The sequence below is a fragment of the Burkholderia sp. M6-3 genome (assembly GCF_050858985.1).
Lineage (GTDB): Bacteria > Pseudomonadota > Gammaproteobacteria > Burkholderiales > Burkholderiaceae > Paraburkholderia > Paraburkholderia caledonica.
Genome location: NZ_CP110091.1, coordinates 1,337,481 through 1,355,734, shown reverse-complemented (window position 1 = coordinate 1,355,734; position 18,254 = coordinate 1,337,481). Strand labels below are relative to the sequence as shown.

Genomic DNA, 18,254 nt, shown 5'->3' with positions numbered 1-18,254 from the left:
GGCTGCAGCCACCGTATGGTTGATCGTTCAGGGGGAAATTGCGTCGAGACGCAGTCTCGGAACGGTGCCCGAGTTTTCAAGGGTCGGTACGTCCACTTTAGTCGGGCAAAAAGCGTGCTATCGGGACGACGCCGAGCCGGATATGTCACGACGGTCGAGCGGAATCGATTCACCCCAGTATCGGAGCCGAAACCATGGTTGACGGAATTGTGGATGTCCCGGAGCAGAAGCGTTTGAACGACCAGCGTGAAGCTCAGGTCCCGTGGAAAAAGTGGGGACCTTACCTGAGCGAACGGCAATGGGGGACAGTCAGGGAGGACTACAGCGATGACGGCAACGCATGGGACTATTTTTCGCATGACCAGGCGCGTTCACGCGCGTACAGATGGGGCGAGGACGGACTCGGCGGACTGTGTGATGATCAGCAGCGGCTCTGCTTCGCGCTCGCGCTTTGGAACGGGCACGACGCGATTCTGAAGGAGCGCCTGTTCGGTCTCACCAATAGCGAAGGCAATCATGGCGAGGACGTGAAGGAGTATTACTTCTACATCGACAGTACGCCCACGCACTCCTACATGAAGTATCTCTATAAATATCCGCAGAAGGAATATCCGTACCGCGACCTTGTCGAGACCAACCGCAAAAGATCGCGCGAGGAAATGGAATATGAACTGCTCGACACTGGCATCTTCAACGACGACCGCTATTTCGACGTGTTCGTAGAGTACGCGAAGGCAGATCCGGAAGACATACTCGTGCGGATTTCCGTGCACAACCGCGGACCGGACGCGGCTCAGATCCGGATCTTGCCGACACTCTGGTTCCGCAACACCTGGTCGTGGGGCGGCGATGACCGGAAACCCTCGCTGACCGAAGCGGGGTCCGGCGTTATCCGCGCCACCCATCATGAGCTAGGGCAGTACTGGCTATATTGCGATGGAGATTGCGAGGCTCTGTTCACTGATAATGAAAGCAATGCTCAGCGTCTGTGGGGCGTGGCGAATTCGTCTCCTTACGTGAAGGACGCGTTTCACGCCTACGTCGTCTCGCGGGCGGACGCCGTCAATCCCGCGAAAAGCGGCACGAAGGCGGCGGCTCACTATGCGGTCGAGGTGCCGGCCGGAGGCAGTAAGACGTTCCGGCTGCGGTTGAGAGCATCGCAAATAGAGAATGCGTTCGACGGCTTCGAGAAGGTGTTCGACAGCCGCATCGCCGAGGCTGACGAGTTCTACGAGCGCATTGCGCCAAAGACGCTGACGGAAGATCAGCGCCGTGTTCATCGGCAGGCGCTGGCCGGGATGTTATGGAGCAAGCAGTATTACTATTTCGACCTGGAAAAGTGGTTACGTGAGCATAAGAGCCATCCGTTGCTGGACTCGGCTCGACGCGACGTGCGCAACACTGACTGGTTCCACATGCTCAACGCGGACGTGATCTCCATGCCAGACAAGTGGGAGTATCCGTGGTACGCGGCCTGGGATCTGGCCTTTCACACGGTCTCGCTTGCGCTGGTGGATTTTGACTTCGCCAAAGAACAGTTGCTGTTGATGCTGCGGAATCTGTACTTCCACCCTAGCGGACAGATTCCTGCTTACGAGTGGAACTTCAGCGACGTAAATCCGCCCGTGCATGCCGCCGCCACGCTATGGCTCTTCAAGTATGAAAAACAGTTGGGCCGTGCAGACCCCCGCTTCCTCGAGCGGTCGTTCCAGGGACTGATGCTGAATTTCAACTGGTGGGTCAATCGCAAAGATCCTTCCGGCCGGAACGTCTTTGCGGGCGGCTTCCTCGGCCTGGACAACATCGGCGTGTTCGATCGCAGCGCACAACTCCCGACGGGAGGCACACTGGAGCAGGCGGACGGAACCGCGTGGATGGCGTTCTATTGCCAGAGCATGCTGGAGATGGCCATCCTGCTGACGGAATACGATCCGCTCTATGAAGAGGTTGCCTTCAAGTTCGTCCAGCACTTCATGTGGATTTCGTATGCGATGGACCGCCGTGGCGAACATCACGACGAGATGTGGGACGAGGAGGACGGCTTCTTCTATGATCTGCTGCGCCTTCCGGACGGCCAGGCAACACGGCTGAAGGTGCGATCGATGGTAGGGCTGTTGCCGTTGTGCGCGTCCACGGTATTCGAAGGTGATGCGGTCGGCCGGTATCCGAAACTGATGGAGCTGATTGCCCAGTTTCGCGAACGCCATCCAGAGTTGATTGCGCACGTCGCACCAACAGAAGCAGGCTTCATCGGTTACAAGGGACGACGCCTGCTCGCCATTCTGAACAGGAAGAAACTCGAGCGCGTGCTCGGCTATCTCCTCGACGAAAACGAGTTCCTTGGACCTCACGGCATCCGGTCGCTTTCGCGCTATCACCAGGACCACCCGTTCGTATTTCGAACGGGTGGCATCGAGTACACGGTTCAGTACCTGCCGGCCGAGTCGAATACCGGCATGTTCGGCGGAAATTCCAATTGGCGCGGGCCGGTCTGGATGCCGGTCAATCTGCTCATCGTGCGGGCGCTCATTAATCTGTACAGCTTCTACGGCGACGAATTCAAGGTCGAATGTCCTACCGGTTCTGGCCAGCAGATGTCGCTGTTCGAGGTGGCCGAGGAAATTGTCCGTCGATTGTCGGGCACCTTCCTGCGCGGCGAAGATGGCAGACGGCCCGTCTACGGCGGAACGGCGAAATTCCAGAGCGACCCGCACTGGCGCGATCTGATCCTGTTTTACGAGTACTTCCACGGCGACAACGGAGCCGGTCTGGGAGCTAGTCACCAGACCGGCTGGACAGGGTTGATCGCGCCGCTTTTAGACATATTCGGGCGAATCGACGCGAAATCTTTGCTGGAAACAGAACGCGCGCACCTGATGGCGAAAGTCGTCAAGGAGCAGGTTGCGGGCGTGGACCCAGACCAAAGGTGAAGTCGGCTACGACGTCTTCGAACTTGCGGCAAATGGCTCGATCGGTGGCCACGCGTGGAGATGACTTGGTCGCGAGTTCGTTTGCTCCAGATCAATCCGGGTTCGCCAACCTTGCTTTATTTATTGTTCATTGGGACATGCCGGCCGGAGTCAAGAGATGGGATTTCTCCATGGATTGTTCAGGCGTCCGCAGGCGCATACGATTCCAGATGCGAGGACCAGCGAAGCGGTTGCTCGTGTTCTTTCGATGAACCCTGGGCTAAAGTACGCGCGTCACTACGAAGCGAAGCTCACGCACGCGGTGGCTCTATCATTGCGCTATGCGGACGATCTCGTCGCTTCGCTACCACCGCCGCACGACGCCAACGCCGACGCATGGTCGCGCGATCCGGCGATCCGCGCCTTCTTTGCGACGTGCGACGATCTGGCTCAAGCCTTTAGCCGGTCGGAAATCTTGCGTGCATATTTCGAGCAACAAGCCAATTTAACCGAAGCATACGCCGTCCTCGGGATGGCGATGACCGAGCGGCACACATTGGGCGTCACGATGGAAGGAGACTCCGTTCGTCATGACGTGCCGCAAACTACGCTGTGCTTCAGCGACCATCGCATTAGCATCTGCAGCAATTCTGACGCGTCGCTGCGTGCGGAGATTGCGCGCCGCATGATCGATCAACTGGCGTTGGAAGGTCTTGCAGGTCTGGCCACGAGGCAACGTGATCTAGCCAGGCAATCGCGAGCATTGATCGAGGAGCGTGTCGGGCTGTTGGAGCGGCAAGGCACGGGTCTGCGGGCGGTCGTCGGCGCGCCCTTGAGTACCGACTTAGCCGAGCTGGATCGACTTCAAGAGCAGATCGACGAGCATACGAGGACACTTGCCACCCTCAGGGTGCCCGGGACGCAGGCCGAGCTTGAGCTGGAGTGCGTATGCAATGTATTTTCGAAACCGTCCGATCACCTTTATGTGCAGAGCAAACGTGTGCGTCTCGACATGATGAATGTGATCCAACCTGGAGCGGGCGAGAAGGACCGCGAAATCGAGTTCCACTTCGCGCGCATTCCGGGTAATCCCGCCATAGTGCGAGCATTTGTGCTTGTACGGTTCCCGCGCCGCGAGCTGCTGCCGGGCGGACTGCACATCGATGCGGCGACACGGGCAATATGAGGCCGTAGCCTGGGCTTCAAGAGCAATCGCTGTAGGGAGAAAGACAAAAAAGTACATTCATCGGCATGAATAGTCTCTCCCACCCCGTCGACCCGTAACTGGCTCCCGCCAATCGCCGGCTTGTTAGAACACCAAACCGAAGAGTCTTTTCAGCAACTCCTCGAGAGACATCATGGTGAGCGCTAACGGCACGATGGGCACAAGAACGGCAGCTGCGAGCCGTAAGATTGCGTCCCTCGTGATGGGTGCAATTCGCATGGTTCTGACGACTTCAAAGCTGTTCGCAAGGTCAGCCAGCGACTGAATATCTGCGCTGCCGACCAGCGGTTCGTTCTGCGGTCCGCCATTTCGCAGCCATTTTTCATCGAATTCGCGCACGTAGCGCTGGGCCAGAGAGCCATATTCGCCCAGCCCTGTACGTTTGGCACTCGCGAGTTGGGGGGCAAAAACCAGCAACGGTCCGAAGACTATACAGAGAAGAAACAGAACCATCGCCCCAGTCTCCACCTTGAATTCGGTGAGCGCAGCGCCCGTAAACAAGATTCGATTTGCGAGTTGCGCTGCCAACATGGCACCGTGCGCTACCAGCAGGACGGTGAACGCATAGACCGTGTTCGCCAGGAAGCCGAGTCCCCCGACGCGGTCGGGGTGGGTCGGAATGAGGCTGAGCTTGATACGTGAGACCTGCCAGAGAAACCGGGTCCAGACGAACAACCGAAAATACCAGCGAAGCAGCAAAAACTGGAAGATTGGAAGGCTCACGTAGCCGTACCACATTCCGGCGAGCGACAACTTGAGGTCGTCCTGCGAAGCCGTCGCATACCAGGTGCTGGCGTGGAGTGCAGTGTAGTGGCGCCAGATGACAAGAACCCCGACGCCATAGACGAATGCAAGCATCAGTACCTCGGCAAGTACGGAATTGCGCAGGCGGAATGCCGACCTGATTGCCTCATCGAACTGTGCCGACGACGTTTCGGGAATGGTTTTCCGGTCGATGAATGCCCGTGCAATGGGGCGGAGCCTCCGATGGACGACAAGCTCGGCGATTATCAATAGCGGTACTGCGACAAGGAGCCTGATATGGACTTCGAAGTCGTACAGGAACGGCACGGCGATGGTCCGGTCCAGCAGATGCCCTTCAAACGCGGCAAGCGCAGCGAGAGGCGCCCAGGCCAGCAGCGCGATGACGGCGATTCGCTGGCGTATCAGAGCCAGCGTATCGTTGGCCATGTGCGCGCGACAAAGAAGCTGGAAGAACGGCCCCCCAAGTACTACCGAAAAATTATCACTATCCTTGAGTATCTCTTCAGCGGACGGTGCGGCAGTGACTGTCGCACGGTGATGTATGCCCAGATTGAGAGACATTTTCACTTCCTCCCAGGTCGCTCGTGAGCCGACCATATCAACGGGTGGTATAGGACCCTTCGCCGCATACCGGTAGCCGGAGCCCTATTGTCGGATAACCCGCTTCGAAAGCGCATACGTGAATTACCGTAGTCGCAAGGACGACGAGTTCATGAAAGAAGAGTAGAAGTAACCTGAGAACCGAAATTGATCTGTGTCATGACGCTACCTTTCTCGACGGCGAAGAAATTGCCTCGATCGGAATGCTAACGATTCCAACGTTAAAGGCCACCTCCCCGTTTCCGTCCGCGCGATGGTCGTCGCCACCACACCGGATATAAGTAACCGCTCATTTGTCTGCCCACTCTAAGCGTGAGAAAAGAATTTCTCTTGCAACGTTTCAAACAAAGACGTATTTGCGTGGACGACGCGGCACTTCGCGGCTCATGGCAGCAGAAGGCGCGATGATGCATATGGCGTTCACCTCTCACAACCATGTGGAGTCGCCGCGCAGATGCGCCCGGTTCTGCGCAGATACGGAATGCGAGCCAGCAGGCTTAGAACAGCTCCGGGCCGGTTAGCCGCCGAGCTTGATGATTGCTATCGTAAGCACAATGCCAAGCGCGATCATTGCGATACCTGCCTTCATTGGCCCTGCACCGGTATAGCGCCCCAGCGCAAAGCCGGCGATAAAAAGCATCGCGAGAGTGAGCACGCGCGAGGCGATCAGTGCGGTCGTAACGTCCCTCACGACGAGAAACGGCACCGCGACCGGAAACGTCCCCAGGACCACAAGCAGAAAAATGCCTACCGCGCCGACGAAGTCACCACTCACAAAACCTGCCCGGGGTGGCAACGTCGATGCGGTCGCGAGGCGCGCGCGGATCGGCTCGAGGTCGGCATCTTCGACGAGCCGCCCCAGCTTCTCGGGCAATGCATCGCGCAACAATCGCACGGCTACCGCCGGGTCCTGCGCCCGTTGTACGCTCTGCGCGAGTTTCAGGCGCTGCCCTCGGTCGGCGAGCGTGCGTACGAGATACATCACGGCGTCGGCGAGGCCCCACGCGAGATTACATCCGAGCGCCGCAAAGAACATCCTGTACCCCTCGTCTTCGCGTGCAGTCACTGCCTTGACGGCGCCGACGAATGTCAGGGCCATGAACAGGCCAAAACATATTTCGCAGACACGGTCAACGGTATTAAGAATCGGTTCACGCCGTTCGGGTTCGGCATGCCCGGCCGGCACGATAGTGCTCATATGGCCTCGACTCGAGATAGTCAACGAGACGTTTCGCTAGCTGCCAACATGGGATGCTGGTATGAGCAGTATATGAAAGAGACGGCAGTTGGTAACTTATTTTGACAGGCCGGGGATGGCGCGAGTAGCGCGAGCGTGCCGACGTCAGCGGTATGCGGTTGGGACCGGCGGCGACGTGAGCATGCCTCCGTCAGCTCAAAGCTGCGACTCGATGGGCAGCAGACCCATCAACCAGACGCCTGTGCGGCGCAGGACGGTGGTCTCCGGCTCTGTGTACAGTTCCCTCACCGTCCCGTCCGCCGCGGTATCGATCCAGACGATTTTGCGACTGCCGTTTGCGTCGGTGCGCAGTCCCAGCTGCCACGCGATCTGATTCAGCCGCGGTTCGACGTAGCCGATCACCTGGTTTGCGATCGCTGCGCTGTCGCACAACACGCCTATTTCAGTGTTGAGGTGAACTGAGCGCGGGTCGAGATTCATCGAGCCGATGAACACCCGTTCACGGTCGAATACGAACGTCTTCGCATGCAGCGATGCTTTCGACGAACCGAAGAACTGCTTCTTGTTCGCCGCGTCTGCGCCTGCTGCAACGGGCTTGAATTCATAGAGCTGCACGCCCGCGGCGAGCAGGTCTTCGCGGTAGCGTCGATATCCCGCATGAACGGCGGCGACGTCGGTCGCCGCCAGCGAGTTGGTCAGCACCGTCACGCGCACGCCATTTTCAGTCAAGCCGCGCAGCCAGGCCACGCCATTTTTGCCAGGTACGAAGTACGGGGAGATGATCAGCAAGTTCACGACTCGGATGAAGGTCCTGCGCCCCGAGAGCGGTCAGCAAGCGGCCTTGCGACTCTTCAGGGGTGCGCGTGACCTTGGACGGGTCATCGTAAAGCAGCGTGGCTTTGCCCCAGTTATACTCGGTGGCGCCCGTTTCGATGACTTGAGCCAGCCGCTGTCTCGCGTGCGCGACATAGGGCGAGGCCTGTTCCGAAGCCACGTAGCGGTCCAGCTCGTCGCGATACGCCGCGAGTTTTTCGGGGTCTGCCGGGGTTCCCATCAACCGGTCGATCGGATAGGCCGCATCGGAATTCCAGAACGTGTCGAAGGAGGTCGAGACGTCCTGGACGATCGGCCCATGCATCAATACGTCGAGATCCCCGAATGACACTGCACTCGACGCACCGAAATATTCGTCGCCGACATTTCGCCCGCCCAGAATCGTGGCCCGGTTATCGGCGATCAGTGCCTTGTTGTGCATGCGGCGGTTCACGCGCGAGAAGTCGAGCGCAGCCGAGATCTTCTTGAACCGGCGGCTCGCCACCGGGTTGAAGAGCCGAATAGAAATGCTGGGGTGGGCGCTCAATGCAAGCAACGCCTGGTCGTCGGCGTTCGTGCCGAGATCGTCGAGCAGTACCCGTACCCTGACGCCGCGGTCCGCCGCCTTCAGCACGGCCAACGCCAAGGCGCGCCCCGTCAGGTCGCTGTGCCAGATGTAGTACTCGAGGTCGAGTGTTTTCTCAGCCTTTTCGGTAAGGATCACCCGCGCGAGGAGCGCGTCGACGGAATCGGGTAGCAGGAGGAACGCGCTCTCGCCAGGATGGCCCTGCTCGCCGGCCGCGAAGTGCTCGGCAAGCGGCGTCCCTTGTGTATCTTGCGCCGCATAGGTCGGCGTGCGTCCGACTTGTGGGGGCAGGCTGGCGCACGCGGCCAGCATGACAATCAGAACGGCTGCGGCAAGATTTCGAAGTCTGGCCATAATCGAACTCTCTTCGCTTGCTGGACCCGCTTGCTGAACCCGCCTGCCGATGCCTGTGCCGGCTTTGCACAGCAATGGGCCAGCGCGACCACGAGCCACGAGGACGGAAAGCAATCTTCGCAGATTCGACCGCCTTCCGCCATGTCCGCGGCTCTTTGCTACGCAACCGCGTCCCGTATGTTCCAGCCGGACATGACAATGTCGACCGAACCCACGACTCGCGCTCACTTACCCAATCGCGACACGATTCCTTCCAGTCTCTTTCGCGCGATAAAGCGCACGGTCTGCGCGCCGCATCAGCGCGTCGACGTCACGTTCGCCCGCCTCACGCGTCACCACGCCAATGCTCACCGTGAACGCGATCGGCTTCGTCCGCCACACGTGCTCCGATTCCTGCTGCTCACAGCGCTTGCGCAATGCATCGGCGATGCGGAACGCGACGGACGCGTCCGCGCCCGGCAGCGCTCCGACGAACTCCTCGCCACCCCAGCGCGCGAATAGCTTCGACTCATACGGGATCGTCATGCCCACATCCGCCAGCACGCGCAAGACTTCATCGCCAATATCGTGGCCGTAGCTGTCGTTGATCTTCTTGAAGTAGTCGATGTCTAGAATGAAGACGGACAGCACACCCTCAGCGGCAAGCATTTTTTCGACGGAATCGATGAACTCGCGACGATTCGGCAAGCCAGTCAGCGCATCGGTGACCGCCTGTTTCTTCAGTAGCTGGATAAGCCGGGCACGATCGGAGATGTCGCGAACGACAGCAGTGAACTCCACTTCGCCGTCGAGTTCAATCTTCGAAATCGCAATCTCGACCGGAATAATTGTGCCGTCCCGATGCCGCCCGTACACGCTGTTGCTTTCGTCCATGCGCGGCGGCGTCACCGCGCGTAGGCTTTTCTGCGTCGAGTTCGCGAACTGCCGCACATGACGCGAATGGTTCCCGCGAAACTTCTCCGGCAACAGCATCTCGATCCGCTGTCCGATGACCTCGTCCGCCCGATAACCGAACAGATTCTCGGCCGCGCGGTTGAACAGTCTGATGCGGTGCTCCTCGTCAATGGTGACGATCGCGTCGTAAGCCGAGTCGATCACGGCCTGAAACCGCGATGCGCTGGCTTCCAGTTCACGCGACATCTGCCGCGTCGGGGCCTGGCCAATGACCGTCATGCAGACAGCAGGCGTGTGTGCACCGATCATCGGCTCCAGGGCGACTCGCCATGTCCGTGCGCCATCGAGGGACATGCAGGTCTGTTCGGGTCCTTGGGCTTGTCCCGAGTCGAAGCACGCATCGAGCTTTTCGCGCAACCCGCAACCTGCGTTGTCCAGCATCGATGTCTGGAGTGGCGCAGGAAAAGACCGCGGATGTGTGCGACCGTCGTCCATCATTGCCAGGAAGGCGTCGTTGCACGCGCTGACGACCGGTTCACCGCGCGAATCGCGCGTCACGACAGCGATACCTATCGTCATGCCGTCAATGAGCTCGTGCGATGTACTGGGCAAAGCGGACATAAGCATACCTTGATACCTGGCGAGGTACCGATTGAAAGGATAGCCAGCGTCGCTGACGCCGCCACACTATGTTATATCGGCACCAGTTGCCGACGCCTTTAGTCCTGCGGGGTTCCCCGCTGTATCGTTCCGGATCGAGACGGTCTTCTCCCTTGCCGCCTGGAGTTCACCTAACGTTCAGAGCGGCTGTAAACCGCGCGTTCCCGCTAGATCCGAGAGTTCCTTCTGAAGCGCAGTGAGAAACACATTCACGCGGTTAGGCACATATCGCCGGCTCGGAATGACGGCCCACACCGACAGGTCCTCCATCGAGGCATCCTGCAGGTGCACTTCCACAAGCGAATTGTCAGCTAGCTGCCTGAATACATCCCAGTTGGTCAGCATCGCAATGCCCAGTCCCTGCACAGCGGACGTGCGCGCCGCTTCAACACTTGTGGTCGTGACGTAACCTTCAATACGCTTGCGTATCAACTTGCCGTCGACGATGAGCGGCCACCGCCCGACAGCATCGAGTTTGATACAACGATGCTGATCGAGGTCTGCGACCGTGTCGGGTCGCCCGTACCGCTTGACATACCCGGGCGACGCGCAAATAAGGCGTGGGTTCGGAGCAATCTTTCTGGCTACCAGTTCTGAATCTTCCAGTGGCGCAATGCGCAACGCGAGATCCAGCCCCTGCCCCACAATATCGACCTGTCGATCCGACAGATCGAGGTCGATACGAAGGTCAGGGTTGCTTTCCAGCAAGCCAGGCAGCATCGGCAAAACGACGGATTGTCCGAAACCACTCGGTGCGGTCATGCGCAACACGCCGGACGCAGTGCCCGGTGACGGACTCAGTTCCGCTCGCGCGCCCGCTTCCGCGTCGACCATCGCCTTGGCGTACGGGACAAAAGCCTCGCCTTCCACTGTCAGGGTAAGGGACCGAGTGGTCCGATGAAAGAGGCGCACGCCGAGGTCTTCTTCGAGCGCGGCGATGCGCCGCGATACCTGCATAGGCACCACGTTCAGCTGACGCGCCGCCGCTGACAGGCTTCCTGCTGACGCTACGGCCAGGAATGTCTGAACGTCTGGAAGGAGCATCGGTTATATCCAAAAATGTTAGGGCGGCTTCACGGTCCAAGCTCTGTTTCCTGCTGCTCTCGCCGCCTACCATGCAATCACCTTCTTCACGAGACGAGCAGCCAGATGAACGACTCAACCTCCCCCATCCTTTCCCCGTATAACCGCAACGGCATCGCAGTACGCAACCGCATCGCCGTCGCGCCAATGACGCGTATTACGGCTACGGAACACGGGCAGCCGACCCAGACCATGTTCGACTACTACAAGCGCTTCGCGAAAGGCGGCTTCGGGCTGGTAACGACTGAAGGCATTTACACCGACAAGGCGTTCTCGCAAGGATACCGGTTTCAGCCGGGCCTGGCCGACGACGAACAGGCGAAAGCGTGGTCGACGTTCAATCGGGAGATGCACGAGCATGGAACCCTCGTGTTCGCGCAACTCATGCATGCCGGAGCGCTGAGTCAAGGCAACGTTTACCGAAACCACACAGTCGGACCGTCGGCAGTTCGCCCCAAGGGTGAACAGATGACGTTTTACTGGGGCGAGGGACTCTATCCCGAGCCGAAACAGATGACCGACGCTGAAATCGATGAGGCTATCCAAGGCTTCGCCGACGCGGCACGGCGTGCCGTGAATATCGCCGGGTTCAACGGCGTGGAAATTCACGGCGCCAATGGCTACCTCCTCGATCAGTTCCTGACGGCAGATACCAATCGTCGGACCGACCGTTGGGGCGGCGACACGAAGGCTCGGACGCAGTTGCTCGTCGATGTCGTGAACGCTGTCAGGAGCAACATTGGAAACGCCGTGCCCGTGGGCATCCGGATCTCGCAAGGCAAGGTCAATGACTTTGGTTCGAAGTGGTCGGGGGGCGAGGCGGATGCAGAAGTGATCTTCGGCGCACTTGCAGATGCGGGCATCGACTTCCTTCACGTGACCGAACACGAGGCATGGCAACCGGCCTTCGAAGGCACGCACGACAGCCTCGTGACGCTGGCACGCCGATATGCGCCCAACGTCACAATCACTGCAAACGGTGGGTTACACACTGCTGAGCGGATCGAAAAGGCACTCGCCGCCGGCGCAGATCTGGTGACGGTCGGACGCGGTGCGCTCGCTAATCCCGATCTGCCGAAACTGCTGGCAAAGCAGCGCGAGCCCCGGACATTCGATGGTTCGATCCTTCAACCGATCGCCAGCATCAAGCCCGAAGAACTCGCGATGCAGGTAGCAGCCTGAACTTTGCATCGGGTGGCGCGACAGCCTGCAGTACAACCACAGGGCGAAGAGTGGAGAGGCGGTCGAAGTCGCGACATGCTCTTAAACCATCTTTGCCCGATCCGGTTTCGTCTCCATGCGCGCAGCCTCTTGGACAAGTTGCTGGAGCGATCGTCGAATCTCGAAAGGCGAACCGGCTGCCTGAACGTCCTGGTGTAATCGCTCGTCTCGAACATGGGATCTCGCCCACAACTTGACGAGTAAAAGCGTTCATCGGTCCCGGAGCATAGCGATCAAGGCGCGCAAGCCCGCCGGAATGTGCCGACTGCCTGGAAAGTAAAGGAACAGACCCGGCACAGCCGGGCACCATTCCTCCAGCACCACCGATAACCGCCTGCGCGCCAGCGCCGCGCACGCATATGGCTCGGGAACATAGGCAATGCCAAGTCCATCGATGGCTGCCTCGACCATCAGCGTGCTGTTATCGAGCGTGAGCGCGCCGGGTGGATCGATGACGCACTCCTGCCCATGCTGCGCAAACTCCCAGCGATAGCGTTTTCCGCTAGGAAGACGCTGCCGGATGCAGCGATGCACGTGCAAATCCTCCGGTGATTCCGGCCGGCCGAATTTGCGCAGATAACGCGGCGACGCCACCGCGACGAAGCGCATGTCCTCGCTCACGCGTACGGCGATCATGTCCTTGGGTAAGGCCTCGCCCAGTCGTACGCCCGCATCGAATCCTTCCCCGACGATATCGGAAAGCCGCCCGTCCGCCACCAGATCCAGTTCCATAAGCGGATATTTCGCGAGAAACGGCGGCACTACCGTGCGCAGCAGATGGCGGATCGCACCTTCACTGCCGTTGATGCGCAGCGAGCCGCGCACTTCACCCTCAGAGCGCGAAACGTCGTCGAGCGCATCATCGAGCTCGCTCAATGCGGGACGCAGACGCGCGAGCAGACGTTCGCCGGCATCGGTGAGCGACACGCTTCGCGTTGTCCGGTGCAGCAAACGCACGCCGAGATCGGCTTCGAGACCGCGCACGGCATGACTCAGCGCCGAACGCGATACGCCGAGTTCGCCCGCCGCCTGAGCGAAACTGCGCCGCGCGGCAACCGCCATGAAGGATTGCAGATCCGCTAAAGTGGGTTTGGCCATTGATGAATTTATTTCACCTCGTCATGCCGATTGATAGTGATTCTCACACATATGTTAACGGCCTAGCATAGGATTTTGATCGTCGAACGGAGATTCGCAATGAGCAAGAACTGGCTGATTACAGGCGCGTCCAGCGGACTGGGATTCGGACTCGCGGAACGCGCTCTCGCCAGGGGCGACAGCGTGGTCGCGACACTGCGCAAACCCGGCGCACTCGATGATCTGCTCGCATCGCATCCCAGGAGGCTCCATATCGTCGAATGCGACGTGACGGATCTGGACGCCATGCGCCGTGCCGTCGCCCAAGCCTTCGACGCATTCGGGCGAATCGATATCGTCGTGAGCAATGCGGGTTACGGCCTCTTCGGCTCGGCGGAAGAACTCAGTGATGCGCAGATCGACCGTCAGATCGCGACCAACCTGACCGGCTCGATGCAACTCATTCGCGCCGTCGTTCCGCGTCTGCGCGAGCAAGGCGGCGGGCGCATCGTGCAGGTCTCGTCTGAAGGTGGGCAGATCGCGTATCCAGGCTTCGGCGCGTATCACGCAACCAAGTGGGGCATCGAAGGTTTCGTGGAAGCCGTAGCGAAGGAAGTCGCGCTCTTCGGCATCGACTTCGTGATCGTGGAGCCAGGCCCGACGCGCACGAATTTCGGCGCGGGACTGGATGTCGCGGCGGCGCTGCCGTGTTATGCCGATACGCCCGTTGGTGAAATACGCGGCGCGCTCGACGGCAGCTACTTCGAATTTGCGGATGCCGCGAAGACTGTCGAGGCAATGCTTGCCACCATCGACGAACCGAATCCGCCGCAGCGTCTCGTGCTCGGCAAGCTCGCATACGAGCACATTCGTGACGCGTTGACCAGGCGCCTCGCAATCGTCGAAGCGCAGAAGGCGGTCGCGTTGTCTGTGATGGAAGACGCGTAACAGAGCAGCCCTGCAATACTGTGGCTCTTTTAAAGAGGATCGCGAACAATCTAATTCATAAGGCGGCGCGGGCATTTGATCCACCTTTTCTATCGGACGGCTCCGCGTGCGGTGCTTACGCGCGGCGGACCACCGGAGATTTTTTGCCTTTGCGTGAAACGGCGCGCTCGCCGGCATCCTTCGAGGAGCGATGACAGCTGCCAAGGAGCTCGACCAGCCGCGTCTCGCATTCGGAAATCGAGTATCCGCGCCGCTGCGAGATCATGAACGTAAGCGGACGCATGTGCCATGCGCGCCGTTTAAGTTCGACAAGTGTTCCATTCGCGAGGTCGTCCTCAACCAGATGAAGCGGCATGTGTCCCCAGCACAAGCTTCCCCTCAGCAGGTCGTGCTTCGCGCCAAGGTCGTTCACCAGCCACTGGCGTTCACTCGCCACGCCCTGTTGGGTCTTTTCCGCGTCCGGCTGATTGTCGGTCACGACGAGCTGAATGTGCCGGCCAAATTCCTCTCGCGGGATGGACCCCGTGATTGCGGCCAGCGGATGCGATGGCGCACAGACGGTCACCATTTGCGTTTCGCATAAATGCTGCCTTTCGATGGTCCCGGGGCTTATCTCCGGCACGTCTGTGATCGTCACCGCCAATGCGCACGTACCATCGAAAACCAGCCGCTCGCCGCCCTGCATGGTCGTCATGCGCAGATTGATTGCAACCGTTTGGAATTCCGCCTGCAAGGTGCGCAGGCATTCGATCAGGTGCGCTCGCGGGAAATAGACATCGACGGCAAGCGACACTTGTGGCACGCCGGCTTCGGCGATCGAAACCGCGCGCATCTTCATTTCTTCGGTGCGTGAGATTACCCCGCGAGCATCCGGCAGTAGGCTGCGGCCCGCGGCTGTCAGCGTCGCTCGGCGAGTGTTGCGCTCGAAAAGCGCCACATCAAACGCACCTTCGAGCGCGCTGATCGCGTGGCTGATCGCCGACTGTGCACGTCTTAATTCCCGTGCGGCTCCTGAAAAGCTTCCCTGGTCACAGACCGCGACGAAGGCCCGGAGCTGGTTGATGGTGACGTTGTCGAGCATGGTTATCTAAAAAGTAGATGGTTTTAATGCATCTTTAGTCAATTGTCTTCATGGGTCAAGCGCTAGAGAATGGTCTTCTCGATTTTTGAAGGATGCACGACGTGAACAGACTGAATGGAAAGACCGCTGTGATTACCGGCGGCGCGACCGGCATTGGCCGCGCCGCAGCCAGGCGCTTCATTGACGAAGGCGCATTCGTCTTCATCTTCGGCCGCCGGCAGGAAGCGCTCGACGCCGCTGTGGCCGACCTCGGGCCCCATGCCCGCGCGGTGAAGGGTTCGGTTTCCGATCAGGCCGACCTCGACAGGCTCTACGCAGAGGTGAAGGCTGAGCGCGGACGGCTCGACATCGTATTCGCCAATGCCGGGGCAGGAAGCGCGCTTCCGCTCGGCCAGATTACCGCCGAGCACATCAACGAAACCTTCGATACCAATGTGAAGGGTGTGATCTTCACGGTCCAGAAAGCGCTGCCGCTGATGGGCGAAGGCGGGTCGATCATCCTGACGGGGTCGAGTGCCGGCACCACGGGCGCTCCGGCAATGAGCGCTTATAGCGCCAGCAAAGCGGCCGTACGCAACCTTGCCCGGACCTGGGCGGTGGATCTGAAGGGCACCGGCATCCGCATCAACGTGCTCTCGCCCGGGGCGACGGCGACCGAACTCGCGAAGGAAGCGCTCGGCGAGGAAGGCCAGAAAGTCTTCGCCTCGATGACTCCGCTGCAGCGCATGGCTGACCCAGCAGAGATCGGAGCGGCCGCTGCCTTTCTAGCGTCGTCGGACAGCAGCTTCATGACTGCGAGCGAGCTCGCCGTCGACGGTGGCCTGGCGCAAATCTGACGCGCGATCCAATCATCAACACATCCACGGAAGAAAATCAGATGGGACACTCTCTTAAAGGAAAAACTGCCCTCGTTACTGGGGCATCGCGAGGCATCGGCCGCGCCATTGCTGAGCGTCTTGCAAAGGATGGCGCGACGGTCGCGCTGACCTACAACGCCAGCAAATCGGGCGCCGACGAGGTGGTCGCGGCGATCGAAAAAGCTGGGGGCACTGCGTTCGCGATCCACGCGGACCTCGTTGATGCGGCGGCGGTCCCGGCGCTGTTCGAGAAACTCGACGACGAATTCACCAGGCGGAACGGAAGCAGAACCCTCGACATTCTGGTCAACAACGCTGGAAATTCCGGCTGGTTAGGCTTCAAGGACGCGACACCGGAAAGTTGGGATACCTTAATGGCGGTCTATGCCCGCGCGCCCTTCTTCATCGTCCAAGCCGCTCTGGACCGTCTCGCCGATGGCGGACGCATCATCAACATTTCTTCCGCTGCCTCGACCAAGCCCGTGACAGTTGCGCCTGTCTACTCGATGGCGAAGGCGGCCATCAACAACCTGACGCATGCGCTTGCGTCCGAACTGGGGCCGCGCGGAATTTCTGTGAACGCCGTCGCGCCGGGCTACACGCGAACGGACGCAAACGCCGCCTTACGGGAGGATCCCGAGGTCGTCAAGGCGGCCGAGGCCAACATCGCGCTGGGACGCTTTGGCGAGCCTTCGGAAATCGCCGCCGTCGTGGCGTTTCTCGCTTCCGATGATGGCCACTGGGTGACCGGCCAGACAATCGAGGCGAGCGGCGGCTACAAGCTCTGACCGCGCCGAAAAATCGAAGGAGGACATATGAGCTACGCAATTATCGGCTTCGGCAAGATCGGTCGTGCTCTTGCCAGGGCATTTGCCCGAAGCGGCATCGAGGTATCCGTTGCGACCACGCGCGACCCGGAGAGCTTTGCCTCCGATGCGGCGTCGATCGGACCCACGATCGTCGCCCGGACACTGGCGGACGCCGTCATGGCGGACACAATATTTCTGGCGGTTCGTTTTGAGTCGTACCCGGAGGTTGCCAAGGCGCTTCCCACCTGGAAGGGGAAGACCATCGTCGATGTGACCAATGCCTACGGCGTGCCCCCTGAGGCCCTGGGGGGAATGCCTTCTTCGAAAGCCGTCGCACAAGCCTTCCCGGGCGGTCGGCTGGTTAAGGGCTTCAATCATCTGCCTGCTGCCGTCCTCGAAAAGGATCCCGCCGTAAATGGTGGAAAGAGAGTCGTGTTCCTCGCGAGCGACGATAACGGCGCCGCGGCGGAGGTCGGTGCGCTTGCAGATACGCTCGGTTTCTCGCCGATTACGCTCGGCGGGCTTTCGGAAGGAGGACTGCTAGTTCAGGCGCGCGGAAATAGCTGGGGTCAACTGATCTTTAAGGACCTCGTCACGTTCGGTTGATGACGCGGACATAGAGCGGCCACAACTCGAATGAAACGGGGACAAGGCCGGCAGTCACCCTGTCGGCCGCGCCCCCAACGGCAGTTCCGGATGCGCAGCAGACCGCCGCCGGACTCCTCGCCCGCGTGCATGTGAGATGAATTGGAACCGGAGAACTTCGATGAGCATTGAAGAGAATGTCCAGGTCGTCAAAGATTTCTTTGCAGCAATCAGCGGCGGCGATAAGCAACGTCTGCTGGAGTTGTGTGCCGAAGATATCGAGTGGATCATTCCGGGCGACAACTGGCCGCTGGCCGGTACGCGCCGGGGGCACGCAGGACTAGCGGATCTGCTTCAGACGCAATCCGAAACGGTGGAGACTTCGTTGACGCAGCCCAGTGAATTCGTCGCGCAGGGAGACCGGGTGCTGGTCATCGGCTTTGCCGAGGGAAGAATCATAGCCACCAACAAAACGTTTGAGGACGATTGGATCTTCGCCATTACCGTTCGAAACGGCAAAGTGTCGAAGATCCGCGAGTATATCGACACGCAGGCATTGGCACGGGCTTCGGCACCGGGATGAGTGCCA

At 59.9% G+C, this 18,254-nt stretch carries 15 protein-coding genes and 1 pseudogene; 8 read left to right on the top strand and 8 right to left on the bottom strand.

Annotation, left to right across the window (positions count from 1 at the left end):
- Positions 1-371: 371 nt before the first annotated feature.
- Positions 372-518: a hypothetical protein gene (locus tag OH764_RS23330; RefSeq protein WP_498850985.1), complete on the bottom strand. Its 147-nt coding sequence runs from the start codon at positions 516-518 to the stop codon at positions 372-374.
- A gap of 9 nt (positions 519-527) precedes the next feature.
- Between OH764_RS23330 and OH764_RS23325 the strand changes: the two genes are divergently transcribed.
- Positions 528-2,930, top strand: a complete 2,403-nt coding sequence (locus OH764_RS23325) for an MGH1-like glycoside hydrolase domain-containing protein (protein WP_498850984.1) — start codon at positions 528-530, stop codon at positions 2,928-2,930.
- 157 nt (positions 2,931-3,087) lie between these two features.
- Positions 3,088-4,095 carry a hypothetical protein gene (locus tag OH764_RS23320; RefSeq protein ID WP_498850983.1) on the top strand — a complete coding sequence of 336 codons (1,008 nt, stop codon included), beginning with the start codon at positions 3,088-3,090 and terminating at the stop codon, positions 4,093-4,095.
- Between the two features lie 123 nt (positions 4,096-4,218).
- Here OH764_RS23320 and OH764_RS23315 read toward each other — a convergent pair whose 3' ends face one another.
- The 5 genes and pseudogenes from OH764_RS23315 to OH764_RS23295 all read right to left on the bottom strand — a co-directional run bounded on the left by OH764_RS23315 (position 4,219) and on the right by OH764_RS23295 (position 11,048).
- Complete coding sequence (locus OH764_RS23315; protein WP_498850982.1) at positions 4,219-5,460, bottom strand: hypothetical protein; 1,242 nt, start codon at positions 5,458-5,460, stop codon at positions 4,219-4,221.
- Positions 5,461-6,016: 556 nt separating this feature from the next.
- Positions 6,017-6,697 (bottom strand): VIT1/CCC1 transporter family protein, encoded by a 681-nt coding sequence (locus OH764_RS23310; protein ID WP_498850981.1) that lies wholly within the window; start codon positions 6,695-6,697, stop codon positions 6,017-6,019.
- Positions 6,698-6,892: 195 nt separating this feature from the next.
- Positions 6,893-8,450, bottom strand: a pseudogene (locus tag OH764_RS23305) (phospholipase D family protein).
- Positions 8,451-8,678: 228 nt separating this feature from the next.
- A complete protein-coding gene (locus tag OH764_RS23300; RefSeq protein ID WP_498850980.1) occupies positions 8,679-9,965 on the bottom strand; it encodes a sensor domain-containing diguanylate cyclase in 1,287 nt (428 codons plus the stop codon).
- Positions 9,966-10,142: 177 nt separating this feature from the next.
- The gene (locus tag OH764_RS23295) at positions 10,143-11,048 is read right to left on the bottom strand and encodes a LysR family transcriptional regulator (protein WP_498850979.1); all 906 of its coding nucleotides are present in this window, start codon (positions 11,046-11,048) and stop codon (positions 10,143-10,145) included.
- A 105-nt stretch (positions 11,049-11,153) separates the two neighbouring features.
- Here OH764_RS23295 and OH764_RS23290 point away from each other — a divergent pair, with 105 nt between their 5' ends.
- On the top strand, positions 11,154-12,269 hold the full coding sequence (locus tag OH764_RS23290) for an NADH:flavin oxidoreductase (protein ID WP_498850978.1): 1,116 nt from the start codon (positions 11,154-11,156) through the stop codon (positions 12,267-12,269).
- A gap of 249 nt (positions 12,270-12,518) precedes the next feature.
- On the opposite strand, the gene OH764_RS23285 is transcribed toward OH764_RS23290, so the two are convergent.
- Positions 12,519-13,406: a LysR family transcriptional regulator gene (locus tag OH764_RS23285; protein WP_498850977.1), complete on the bottom strand. Its 888-nt coding sequence runs from the start codon at positions 13,404-13,406 to the stop codon at positions 12,519-12,521.
- 99 nt (positions 13,407-13,505) lie between these two features.
- Between OH764_RS23285 and OH764_RS23280 the strand changes: the two genes are divergently transcribed.
- A complete protein-coding gene (locus tag OH764_RS23280) occupies positions 13,506-14,333 on the top strand; it encodes an oxidoreductase (protein ID WP_498850976.1) in 828 nt (275 codons plus the stop codon).
- A 115-nt stretch (positions 14,334-14,448) separates the two neighbouring features.
- On the opposite strand, the gene OH764_RS23275 is transcribed toward OH764_RS23280, so the two are convergent.
- Positions 14,449-15,414 (bottom strand): LysR family transcriptional regulator, encoded by a 966-nt coding sequence (locus tag OH764_RS23275; protein WP_498850975.1) that lies wholly within the window; start codon positions 15,412-15,414, stop codon positions 14,449-14,451.
- 101 nt (positions 15,415-15,515) lie between these two features.
- Between OH764_RS23275 and OH764_RS23270 the strand changes: the two genes are divergently transcribed.
- From OH764_RS23270 to OH764_RS23255, 4 genes are all read left to right on the top strand, one after another.
- Positions 15,516-16,250 carry an SDR family NAD(P)-dependent oxidoreductase gene (locus tag OH764_RS23270; RefSeq protein WP_498850974.1) on the top strand — a complete coding sequence of 245 codons (735 nt, stop codon included), beginning with the start codon at positions 15,516-15,518 and terminating at the stop codon, positions 16,248-16,250.
- A gap of 41 nt (positions 16,251-16,291) precedes the next feature.
- Positions 16,292-17,059, top strand: coding sequence for an SDR family NAD(P)-dependent oxidoreductase (locus OH764_RS23265; protein ID WP_498850973.1), 768 nt, complete (start codon positions 16,292-16,294; stop codon positions 17,057-17,059).
- A 27-nt stretch (positions 17,060-17,086) separates the two neighbouring features.
- Positions 17,087-17,686: an NADPH-dependent F420 reductase gene (locus tag OH764_RS23260; protein WP_498850972.1), complete on the top strand. Its 600-nt coding sequence runs from the start codon at positions 17,087-17,089 to the stop codon at positions 17,684-17,686.
- A 160-nt stretch (positions 17,687-17,846) separates the two neighbouring features.
- Positions 17,847-18,248, top strand: a complete 402-nt coding sequence (locus tag OH764_RS23255; RefSeq protein ID WP_498850971.1) for a nuclear transport factor 2 family protein — start codon at positions 17,847-17,849, stop codon at positions 18,246-18,248.
- Positions 18,249-18,254: the final 6 nt, after the last annotated feature.